General features: G+C 36.1%; 9 protein-coding genes. All 9 read right to left on the bottom strand.

Going from position 1 to position 11,495, the window contains the following annotated elements; genetic code table 11:
• Nucleotides 1-162: 162 nt before the first annotated feature.
• The 9 genes from JOC48_RS05615 to JOC48_RS05655 all read right to left on the bottom strand — a co-directional run bounded on the left by JOC48_RS05615 (nucleotide 163) and on the right by JOC48_RS05655 (nucleotide 11,461).
• Nucleotides 163-1,641, bottom strand: a complete 1,479-nt coding sequence (locus JOC48_RS05615; protein ID WP_239584212.1) for an alpha-N-arabinofuranosidase — start codon at nucleotides 1,639-1,641, stop codon at nucleotides 163-165.
• 178 nt (nucleotides 1,642-1,819) lie between these two features.
• Nucleotides 1,820-4,099 carry a glycoside hydrolase family 127 protein gene (locus tag JOC48_RS05620; RefSeq protein ID WP_204498084.1) on the bottom strand — a complete coding sequence of 760 codons (2,280 nt, stop codon included), beginning with the start codon at nucleotides 4,097-4,099 and terminating at the stop codon, nucleotides 1,820-1,822.
• Between the two features lie 394 nt (nucleotides 4,100-4,493).
• Entirely contained in the window at nucleotides 4,494-5,360 is an 867-nt protein-coding gene (locus JOC48_RS05625) for a carbohydrate ABC transporter permease (RefSeq protein ID WP_204498085.1), read from the bottom strand.
• 13 nt (nucleotides 5,361-5,373) lie between these two features.
• Nucleotides 5,374-6,306 carry a carbohydrate ABC transporter permease gene (locus JOC48_RS05630; protein WP_204498086.1) on the bottom strand — a complete coding sequence of 311 codons (933 nt, stop codon included), beginning with the start codon at nucleotides 6,304-6,306 and terminating at the stop codon, nucleotides 5,374-5,376.
• Between the two features lie 66 nt (nucleotides 6,307-6,372).
• Nucleotides 6,373-7,743: an ABC transporter substrate-binding protein gene (locus JOC48_RS05635; RefSeq protein WP_204498087.1), complete on the bottom strand. Its 1,371-nt coding sequence runs from the start codon at nucleotides 7,741-7,743 to the stop codon at nucleotides 6,373-6,375.
• Between the two features lie 389 nt (nucleotides 7,744-8,132).
• Nucleotides 8,133-8,768, bottom strand: a complete 636-nt coding sequence (locus JOC48_RS05640) for a DUF624 domain-containing protein (protein ID WP_204498088.1) — start codon at nucleotides 8,766-8,768, stop codon at nucleotides 8,133-8,135.
• Between the two features lie 249 nt (nucleotides 8,769-9,017).
• Complete coding sequence (locus tag JOC48_RS05645; protein WP_204498089.1) at nucleotides 9,018-9,641, bottom strand: YesL family protein; 624 nt, start codon at nucleotides 9,639-9,641, stop codon at nucleotides 9,018-9,020.
• A gap of 36 nt (nucleotides 9,642-9,677) precedes the next feature.
• Nucleotides 9,678-10,520, bottom strand: coding sequence for a carbohydrate ABC transporter permease (locus JOC48_RS05650; RefSeq protein ID WP_204498090.1), 843 nt, complete (start codon nucleotides 10,518-10,520; stop codon nucleotides 9,678-9,680).
• On the bottom strand, nucleotides 10,520-11,461 hold the full coding sequence (locus JOC48_RS05655) for a carbohydrate ABC transporter permease (RefSeq protein WP_204498091.1): 942 nt from the start codon (nucleotides 11,459-11,461) through the stop codon (nucleotides 10,520-10,522). Before JOC48_RS05655 ends, JOC48_RS05650 begins: the two co-directional genes overlap by 1 nt.
• Nucleotides 11,462-11,495: the final 34 nt, after the last annotated feature.

Raw genomic sequence — 11,495 nt, forward strand, 5'->3', positions numbered from 1 at the left:
CAGTTGACGAGAAAAAATCCAGGTAAAACTGCATCATAACTGTTATTAACGCGTTCATCCGCTTTACGATACGTTATTCACAAAGGACTTACATTATCTGTCACTATACCTCCACTGATTACAAAATTGCCGGGAGACAGTCATCCCCCGACAATTAATCTATTATTCAGCAATAGAAAGTACAACTACTGACTTTGGTGGTAATTCAACATTCAACGCATTTCCATTAGCTTCAAAGCCATTAAATGCAGCAGGTTTAACATTTTCAGGCTCTTCAAAAGTATTCATTGCATTCATTTCTGTAGCTGTAATGATTCTACCAGAAACATTAGTAAGATCTGCTCCGCGTAATTGTAAATCAAGTGTTGCGCTATTATCTTTGTCCATGTTACATAGAGAGATATTAATTTTACCATCCTTCTTAGAAGCAGAACCATTTACTTGCGGGAATGAAGTGTCTCCATGCTTTACTTCTCCTACCTCTAGATCAAGTGCAACTCTTTCTGCATCTTGGTGAACTTTGTACATTTCAAAGACATGATACGTTGGAGTTAAAATCATTTTTTCATTTTCCGTTAAGACCATTGATTGAATGACGTTTACTGTTTGGGCAATGTTCGCCATACGGACACGATCATTGTGGTTATTAAAGATATTTAACGTAGCACCCGCAACTAGTGCATCACGAATTGTGTTTTGTTGGTATAAGAAGCCAGGGTTTGTTCCAGGCTCTACATCATACCATGCGCCCCACTCATCAACGATCATTGCAATCCGTTTTTCAGGATCGTATTTATCCATAATTGTACTGTGCTTCTCAATTAGTTCCTCAATGTACAATGTCTTTTGCATCGTAATATTCCACTCATCTTCAGTGAAATCAGTCGCAGAACCTTTGTTCCAGAAACCACCTGGATGTACATAATAGTGCAAACTTAATCCATCCATAAAGCGAGCCGCTTCACGCATTAGTACTTCTGTCCAATTATAGTCATCTACGTTAGCTCCACCAGCAATTTTGAAAATTTTATTATCACCATAGTTACGGACATAGGTTTGGAAACGACGATATAGATCTGCATAGTATTGAGGTCTCATGTTACCACCACAACCCCAGTTTTCGTTCCCTACACCAAAATATTTCAATTTCCAAGGTTCCTCGCGTCCATTCTCTTGGCGCCAGTTAGCCATTGGCGACTCACCATTAAATGTCATGTATTCAACCCACTCAGACATTTCTTGGACCGTACCACTACCAACGTTACCGTTAATATATGGCTCTGCCCCTAACATATCACATAGCATCATGAATTCATGTGTACCAAAATGGTTGTTTTCAATAACGCCACCCCAGTGCGTATTTACCATACGTTTACGATTTTCACGAGGTCCTACTCCGTCTTTCCAGTGATACTCATCAGCGAAACACCCACCTGGCCAACGAAGAAGCGGTATATCAATATTTTTCAATGCTTCTACAACATCATTACGGATTCCGTTTGTATTTGGTATATCGGAGTCTTCTCCAACCCAAAATCCTTCATAAATACATCTTCCTAAGTGCTCAGCAAAGTGACCATAAATATTTTTATTAATTGTCCCTTGCTTTACATCTGCATTTACTACAACTTTATTTGCCATGATTATTCCTCCTATATTATGGATTAAAAATTAACAAAGCTTTATATAAACCGCTTACAACACTCTTCCAAAAAATAGTCAACCCACAAAGTTGAACGTACATGAATGCCAAAATCATTAAGTTATAAAATATTTGTACGTATATTAAGATTAAAAAAATTCAAACTATTTGTCAAGTTTAATTTACTTCTTCGTTAACAATTCTCAGTCCATAAACGGCTCCAGCCGCTTTTCCTTCTTCGGATTGGAATGTAACTGTTACTTTATCCTTATTCTTTGTCAATTCTCTCGGTATTTCATAGCCAACATCAAACAGTTCGCCCGGCTGATTTAAGTTCAATTTTTGATTTGCTATAACCGTGCCATCGACAAGAACATCAAAATCCCTTTTATACATTTTTCCGTCCACATGTAAATCATGGTCGCTACCGAAGTAAGTAACAACTAAATACATCGTTTTTTCTGGTTGAACAGCCATATCATAGCTAAAAAACCCTTCCCCACGACTATCGCGCCAACCACTATGAACAAGGTTTAAATATCCCGATGTAGAATTTTTCGTTTGAATATGATGATCAACTTCTGGTTGCTGTTCATTCGGATTGACTTCATCTACTGTAATTCTTCTTCTTCTAACTTCCAGTTCCTTTTCAGTATCTTTAAAGTTTTGATAGTCATCCGGACTCATAATATTCCAATATAACGTATAACGTTGGTGGTGCAACTGATAAAACGGAATTAGCGTAACCTTCACATTCCCCGGTTGTCCAATCGCTTCTGTTTCAAAAGTCAATGGTGTACTTTCCACTTTTTTAACCCACTTATTCGGATCATTCTCACTCGTCACAAGAACCGGAACATCGATTAACGGGTGATTATTTAACGCTTGATGATCATCTAAAATATCTGTTTCTGGAAAGTTTTCTTTTCCAAGTGCACCAGCCAAAACAATCGGCCCATACATGAGTGCTTGTTTTCGAGCATCTTCCTTAGATTTATAGATATGAAAATTCATCGGTATTTGAGCTTCCAAAACGTCTCCCGTTTGCCACTCATTCGTAACAGCTAAATAACCATTTTTCACTTCAGACGTCATATTCTGACCGTTGAACGTAACATCAACCTCTCGATCTACCCAATAAGGCACTCGAATATGGAGTGTCAAACTTTCCCCATGCGCTTCCTTAAACGTTAATTTAGTAGTTTCCTCTTCCGGAAAAGATGTTTCCTGTGTAATCGTAACTCGCTTATCCTGTAAGCTTATTTCCGAGGCAATAAACAGATTGACATACAAGTTATCATGATCATGATAATAAATACTTCTAGGATATCTCGCAGGGTTTTCCATTCCTGTCCCTGTACAGCACCAAAACGAATTATCAGGAGAACAATACACCTTAAAATGTCCAGGCTGAGTAGAAACAAAATAGGTTTTCATACCAGAGTCTGGGTCTTGTGATGCAAGAATATGGTTGTACAATGCTTTCTCATAATAGTCCATATAAACAGAATCATGTGACCAATTAAATAAATGCTCGGTAAGCTTTAGCATGTTATACGTGTTACAAGTCTCGGTTGTTAAAATTCCTAATTCTTCCGCATTTTCTGGACCAAAATGTTCTCTAATACTATTGCCACCGATGACATAAGATCGATAGTTTGTGACTTGGTTCCAGAAAAACTCAGCGATATCTTTATATTGTTGTTCTCCAGTAATTTCATAGAGCTTTGCAGCACCAATCACTTTTGGTATTTGCGTATTTGCGTGCTTTCCTTCCAGGTTATCCTCACCCTCGGACAAAGGACCTAAGATTGCGTGATGACAAAAACGCTTTGCAAGCGTAAGATAATCCTCATTCTTTGTAATCAAATAAAGATCTGCCATCGCTTCATTCATACCACCATGCTCACAAATTAGCATCCGTTGAAATTGTTCCTCAGTAAGGTTATCCAGCCCCTTCTTCGCCCAATCTGCAAGTTTAATAACAACCTGTAATGCTTTTTCATTGCCAGTATAATTGTACACATCAATTAGACCTGCATAAATTTTATGAATACTATACCAAGGAACCCAAGAGCCTCCTAGACTGAAGTTTCCAACCTCAAAATCGCCAGAGAAAACGTTGTCAAAACAGTTCCTTGGAAACCCACTCACATATCCATCATTATCAAAGCTCTGTATATGCTCCAACTCATCAATTGCATATTCAAGCTTATGTTTTAATAAAGCGCTGTCAGAAACAGATACCATTACAGCAGCCGCCGATAACCAGTGTCCAATCGAATGCCCGGCTATTGCTGTTGATTCCCACCCACCATAGCGTGATTTCTTCGGTGTTTGATCCGCTGTTTCATAACATGGTGCGGTTAGCCGATCAACGTCTAAGTAGAGTAAATATTCTTTCCCTTTTTCTTGTGATTCTTTAAAGATCCCGTTCCTAAGCGTTACACTTTCCATGCTAAACCCTCCGCTTCTTCTAATTTCAGATTAAATCTTAACTTACTAAACCCTTTTAGCAATGTATATCTATATCATTGTCTTTTCCCATGAATACGTAAGTTTCTACCATCTTTCCTGTCCCAACTTGACAACACAATAGCTTTGATCTCAAAGTTGCTACCATATTTCTCTCAAGTTGTATGGACGAGTCCTTAACTCTATTATGCATGGTTTCTTTGTAACTGTGAATTCCAAATTCATTAGAAAACCAATCTTTTTTTAGGTAGATTCAAAATAAAGGGGTCTGACCCCCTATGTTGTAGACAATTACGGGAGTCAGACCTTTGTAAGACAGCTATTCGCTATAGTATTTTTTGATTCCTTCACAGTTATATTACCTACCTACTGAAATTTAACCTTTTAACCCCGTCATGGTTATACCTTCAATAAACTGTTTTTGTGCAAAGAAAAATGCTATCACTGTTGGTACTAACGCAATTACTGAGCCGGCCATTATTAATCCCCACTCTGAAGTGTAATACCCTCTAAATGAAGCCAGGACTAATTGTAAAGTGAAATTCTCAGGTGAATTCAAATAAATTAACGGTCCCATAAAGTCATTGTAGCCAGCTAATAAACCTAAAATCCCCTGAGTCACTAAAGCTGGGCGCCCCAATGGAACGATAATTTTGAGAAATATACCAAAATAACTCAGCCCATCTATTTTAGCTGCATCAATTAAGTCAGTAGGGATAGTCATAAAAAACTGCCTTAAAAAGAAAACAGCAATCGGGACACCAAACATGGCTGGGATCATTAATGGTTTAAATGTATCTAACCAGCCAAGATCTCTAAATACGATAAACTGTGGTACCATTGTTACAATTCCGGGAAGCATCATTGTAGCTATTAAACAAAAGAAAATCTTGTCTCTCCCCGGATAGTTCAACTTAGCAAAACCAAATGCTGCTAACGCTGCTGCAAATAGACCTACTGCTGTTGCCGGTATTATTATAATTAACGTATTAACAAAACCTCTGATAATATCAGATTCTGTAAATACACGAATATAATTTTCCCAAATAATTTCTTCAGGAATAAACTGAGGCGGTAGTTTGAAAATTGCGCCTGGTGGTTTTAGAGATGTTGAGAGCATCCAGAAAAAAGGTACGCACATGACGAGAGCCCCGATAATCAAAAATATATAAGAAAAAAGTTTTTTGATTAATGCTAATTTCTGTTTACTTTGATGCCATGCTGTTCTGTTATTTGCAGACATGTTTCCTCCCCCTTTAGTAATGAACCCATTTTTTACCGACTTTAAAGTTAATAATGGTAATAATGAGAATGATTATTCCAAGCACCCAAGCCATTGCAGAGGCATATCCCATTTCCATATATCTAAACGCATTCAGGAATAAATAGTACACTACTGTAGTTGTGGAATAATTTGGTCCGCCTTCTGTCATAATCATAAAACGCTGGAAATCTTGTAAAGCTGTAATCGTAGAAGTTATTAATATAAAAAACGTAGTTGGTGAAATAGACGGAAGTGTAATATGTCTGAATTTTTGCCAAGCATTCGCACCATCGATATCAGCTGCTTCATACAAAGCAGGGTTTACTGATTGTAATGCAGCCAAATAAAGAATCATATTTAAACCAAGACCGCCCCATACACCTTGTATAATCATAGCAGGCATTGCCCAAGTTTCACTACTTAACCAGGGGGGGCCTGTTATACCAACTGACTCTAAAAAAATATTTAACAACCCATAATCAGAGTTAAAAATCCATCTCCAAAGTAAAGTAATAGCTACTACTGAACAAACTGTTGGTAGAAAAAATGCTGTTCTAAATAATGAAATTCCTTTTATTTTTTGGTTCAAACCAATAGCGATTAGTAGGGAAGCTGCCATCCCTAAAGGTATTCCTACTGCAGCATACAGTGTGTTAAAAATAGTTTTCCAAAAAAGTTCATCCTCAAAAAATAATCGATGATAGTTTTCTAACCCAGTAAATTGAGCTGGATTATATAAATCAAATTGAGTAAAACTTATATATACTGAAAATAGCATAGGAATTAAAGCAAATAGAATAAATCCTAATATTGGTGGTGCAATAAACAAGTAACCCCAGATGTACTCTTTCTTTATTTTTCTTTTTTTCTTCACAGCTACTTTTTCTGCTTCAATAGAAGTATTTCTAGCGATTTCAGAGGACATTTTTTTCAACTCCTTTAGTTAATCTAAATAAGGGGACAGGATAGCCCCCTTATTTACTCCTAACTCTTACTCAAACAACTCCGGATTACCTTCCTTTAGTAACCTGTCAACTTCTGGTTTTATTTCGTTTATTAATTCCTCGGCAGATTTTTCGCCATTCCATAATTCTGGTAGTTTTTGATTCAAATGGTCTAGCCACTTATTGTTCGGAGTTAATGTCCAAGGACCTGGACGCTGAGTTTCTGCAGCCATGATAAATACTTCTGCATGCTCTGGTTTTTTATCACTCTGTAAAAACACCTCTTCATCTGCTACATCTTTATATGTCGGAATTGCAAATCCTAATTCTGTTTGAATTCTTTGTCCCTCTTCACCAGAAAGGTACTCTATTAATTTAAATGCTTCATCTGGATAATTCGTATTCTTATTAATAGCATAACCTACAGACCCAGACCATCCAGAAGGCTCTCCTGTCTTACCAGCCGGGTATGGCGCAACATCCCAATCAAAATCAAGCTGGCGATAAGTAGGAACGATCCATCTTCCATTGAAAGCCATTGCAATTTTACCTGTTTCAAACATTTGGTCCGCATTCATTGCATCTAAAGATTTAGTATCAGGTGCAACTTTGTACTCATTGGTTAAATCAGCAACATATTGTAAAGCCTCAACTGCCTGGGGTTCATTTAAAATAAATTCTGTCTTATCCTCATTTAACAAATCTCCACCATTAGACCATAAAAAACCTTCCCACCATAGTGGTCCGACTCCATATTGTTCCGGCTTTCCATCTCCATTTTCATCAACTGTTAATTTCTGAGCTAGCTCTAAAAATTCATCGAATGACATTGGCTTTTCCGGACTAGGGTATGGTAAACCCATTTCATCGAAAATATCTTTATTATAGAAAAGAACAGATGGTCCAACATCTTTAGGAAGTGCGTACAAATCACCTGTACCAAGAGCCCTATCATTCCACTTGTATCGGTTTAAAGCTGAATCCCAAAATGCATCTGTGTTTATATCACTGTTATCCACATAGTCCTGAATGTTTAAAAACTGTCCTGCACTTACCCATCTGCCAAAGTCACCATCACTTGTAAAAATAACATCCGGTGCTGTTCCACCAGCTAACATTGTATTCATTTTTCCAGCATAGTCTTGAGGGATGTGTACAATATTTACTTCCATATCGGGATTGTCTTCCTCAAAATTAGCGATTAATTGTTCAAATACTTCTACTTCATCTGGTAATCCCCATGTAGAAATACTTAGCTCAAGTTTTCCATCGTCATTTACTCCACTTTCCTCTACTCCACCAGATTGACCATTACTGTTACTGTTGCTAGCACCACCAAAAGCAGAACAACCTGCAGCGATTGCAATTACAATCGTTAAGACAACAAAAGTCGACCATTTCCTGTTAATTTTAAACATTTAACCCCTCCTAAAATAAAACGCTTTCATTATTCAGCAAAAACTAAACACCTTGAAAAGTGTTTTGATGAATAAAATGGTTAATCAAATTATTAAATTGTTCGAATGATTTGCGCGCGCCATTAAAACTCGTACGTACATAACTTAGTGATTATTATATTTGTTAAACAAATAGTTGTCAATAATCTAATTCCTGTTTTTTCTAATTTTTATAAATTTTTATATCCATTATAAATATACACTTTTGTTAATTATAACCGATAATTATATCGACTTCGTTAATTTTTTGGTTCATATTAACTATAAAATAAGACTTTCATGTTTATAAAAGTAATCCATAAAAATAGGAGTCACTCTTAACAGAATGACTCCAAATAAATTTAAATTATTTAATATGAGATATTGTTTTGATTATTTTTAGCTAAATGATTATAAGCAGTTAAAGTAGAACCTATTAAAAAACCACTAATTAAACTTCCCGAACAGATTAATAGCAGCATCGGAAACATTAAAAAAAGCAATACTAATAAGATAACACCAATTCCCATTAATAGCGTTTTTATTGGTTGACATATAGCTAAATGAAAAGCATATTTGAAATACTGTAAAAAGGTTAAGTTGAAGTGCACATAGACAGGAAAAATGTGAATTAATACACCAATGAAGATATAAAAAGCAACAAATAGTATGATTAAAAATAGATGACCTAACCAATTAGACAGTGAAGATAGTAACTGAATATCAATATATAAAAATAAACCAATTAATAAAAGACTAAATCCGATTCCATTCGCTTCTAAAAATCCTTTTTTATAATATTTCCAAAAGTTTAAAAATACATTAAAATCTTCTTCCCCTCTATACCATTTTCGGTGAATCGAAAACATTGCTGCTGTAGCTGGCATTAAGCCCAAAACTAGTAAACCTAGTAACGAAAACATTACCCATAATAGATTAAGGTATGCAAAACGAGTGATCCATTCAGCTACCTTCATTATTTTACTATAAACATTGCTATTATCCACGATAATCTATCCTTTATATTTTTTATCAAAGTTTTAACCCTGCACCGGAAGGAGATGAGGGGATCTCACTAGTCGCTGGATTGTCGGAAAAAAACCTCAGTTATTTAATAATTTGCATAAAACTCCAAAATTTTTGTTGCCATGAAACACTACAAGTAAAGGTGATAATCTAAAAAAACAGAAATATCCCTAACTTATTAGGGATATTTCATACTACAAGGATTAGAACCTTTCTTTAGCAACCATAAGTTATTCGCTCATTTTCTCATCCAACTGCCAAAAGATTCTCATACAAATCCACATCATCCCTACACTTATAACACTTATTGAAAAGAAAGGAATGAGGCCTGGATAACCCAGTGAATAATATGCGACCGTAAAAATTAATAAACCACAATAGAAGGTGTAATGAAGTTTTGTTAAACCGATAATGATTGCATTTTTTATATGCTGAAACCAGTGAGCTTGGTAGTGTGCCAGCAACGGAAATACCCATATCACGATTAGTGAATAGAAAAATAGGAGTAGATAGAAGGCGAAAGGGATAATAATCATGATTTCTCCTTCTGATGCTGCAATCAGTCGGTAATTCAAGTAAAGGACTAAACCAACAAGAGTTAGTATCCAACCAATTAAATTAGCCACTTTAAACTCTTGTCGGTAAATTTGCTTAAATGTCATCCACGACTTTACTTCATTCTCTCCATTGATCCATTTCCGAGATAGACCAAGAGCTGCAACTGTTGCCGGAAACACGCCACCAACCAATAAACCAATCAATGAATAGCCTATCCATAGTAGGTTTAATGCTGCTAATCGTGTAATCCATTTCAGAATGGAATCAAGTGTTGTTACTACCCCTTTACCGTTCATGCTGCTAACACCCCAATGCTATACAGTGCTTCTATTTTACCCTTTAACCCCACCAACTGTAAGACCTGAAATGAAGTAACGTTGGAAGAAGATAAAGAGAATAATGATTGGTACGATTGTCATAACAGAACCAGCAATCAACACGTCGTAGTTATTACCATACGGTGTTAACAAGGTAGCTAAACCTATTGGCAATGTAAACATATCATTGGAACGTAATACGATTAACGGCCATAGGAAGTTGTTCCAGCTATTTAAACCTTGTAAAATTGCCATTGCTGCTAATGATGGTGTCATTAATGGTAGCATAATTTTGAAAAAGATGCCATACTCTGTCGAACCATCAATTCTTGCAGCATCCATTAATTCTTTCGGTAGTCCTAAAGCAAACTGTCTAAAGAAGAATACCGCAATTGGCGCAACAATAGCAGGAAGTACTACAGCAGTGTAGGTATTAATTAACTGCATGCTAATCATTAGTTGGTAAAGCGGTAGCATTAAAATTTCAAATGGAACCATTAAAATGAATAGTACTAATACAAAGAAGAAGTTACTTCCTTTAAAATCATATACAGCTAATGCATAACCAACCATAGATGAAAAGAATAGGGACAATACGATTGTTAATGCTGAAATTGCTAAACTGTTTCCGTACCAAGTCCAATAATCACCTGCTTGAGTAAAAATATAAGTGTAGTTATCTAGATTTAACATGCTCGGATCAAAGGTTAGACTTATTCCGTTACGCATCAACTCTGATGATGGCCTAAAGGACGAAAGCAATAGGTTAAGGATTGGAAACAGAGCGATAAAACAAATAATCACAAAGCTTAAATTTGCTATCCAAACTAATGCTGGATTGTTTTTGTTCGTATCCATTATTCATCACCCCTCTTGAATGCACCGGTTAGAAATAGCTGAATAATACTAATTACAAAAATAATTAACATTAACACAACGCCAATTGCTGCACCGAATCCCATATCGTTTTGTTGGATACCTTGTTGATAAATATAACCAACCATTGTTAAACCAATATTACCTGGTGAACCAGCTTCCCAGAACACGAAGCTTTCTTCAAACATTCTAAAACCGTTAATGATAGAAATTGTAACAACGAAGATCGTTACCGGCTTCAGGAACGGTAGCGTTACATAGAAAAACTTTTGAACTCTCCCAGCTCCATCAATGTCTGCTGCTTCATACAGTTCTTTTGGAACGTTTTGTAGCGCAGCCAGGAAGTACAAAATATTAACCCCCATCCAACGCCATGAACAAAGAATAACCATTAAAAACATACCCGACCAAGCATTATATCTCCACTCAACAGACTCCATACCTAGCCAGTTCATAATTTGGTTTGCCACTGCAGTATCTGTTTCCCCGAACATTAAACGGAAAACCATACCGGCAACAATTGTTGAAGCTAATGCTGGCATAAATAAGGAAGCCCTGAAAAATGTTCTACCTTTTACAAACTTAGAATCTAATAGAACACTCAAAATAATAGGAATAATTGTTAAAATTGTTACGGTCAATATTACATATATGGTTGTATTGGAAAGCGCTTTATAAAATGTTGGATTAAAAATCCTTTCATAGTTAGAAAGTCCAATAAACTCAACTTGCCCTGGTAGAACGCTTTGGAAACTCATGATAATTCCACGAATAGCTGGATAAAAAGTAAATATGATAAATGAAAGAACAAACGGCGAAACAAAGATATATGGCACAACTTTTTTCGAGTTGATTATCTCTAGGAACTTATTTGGTCTTTTTTCTGCTGCCAAGTTCGTGTTTGTACTTTTACTTGTTTCCATCACCTAAACCCCTCCTTATCTTATTTGGTACACT

It is taken from the genome of Aquibacillus albus, from assembly GCF_016908325.1.
Lineage (GTDB): Bacteria > Bacillota > Bacilli > Bacillales > Amphibacillaceae > Aquibacillus_A > Aquibacillus_A albus.

What these genes read in the sequence shown, in the direction of transcription:
- JOC48_RS05625 (WP_204498085.1), bottom strand. Translation starts at nt 5,360, where the DNA reads ATGTCTGCAAATAACAGAACAGCATGGCATCAAAGTAAACAGAAATTA.
- JOC48_RS05615 (WP_239584212.1), bottom strand. Translation starts at nt 1,641, where the DNA reads ATGGCAAATAAAGTTGTAGTAAATGCAGATGTAAAGCAAGGGACAATT.
- JOC48_RS05620 (WP_204498084.1), bottom strand. Translation starts at nt 4,099, where the DNA reads ATGGAAAGTGTAACGCTTAGGAACGGGATCTTTAAAGAATCACAAGAA.
- JOC48_RS05630 (WP_204498086.1), bottom strand. Translation starts at nt 6,306, where the DNA reads ATGTCCTCTGAAATCGCTAGAAATACTTCTATTGAAGCAGAAAAAGTA.
- JOC48_RS05645 (WP_204498089.1), bottom strand. Translation starts at nt 9,641, where the DNA reads ATGAACGGTAAAGGGGTAGTAACAACACTTGATTCCATTCTGAAATGG.
- JOC48_RS05655 (WP_204498091.1), bottom strand. Translation starts at nt 11,461, where the DNA reads ATGGAAACAAGTAAAAGTACAAACACGAACTTGGCAGCAGAAAAAAGA.
- JOC48_RS05650 (WP_204498090.1), bottom strand. Translation starts at nt 10,520, where the DNA reads ATGGATACGAACAAAAACAATCCAGCATTAGTTTGGATAGCAAATTTA.
- JOC48_RS05635 (WP_204498087.1), bottom strand. Translation starts at nt 7,743, where the DNA reads ATGTTTAAAATTAACAGGAAATGGTCGACTTTTGTTGTCTTAACGATT.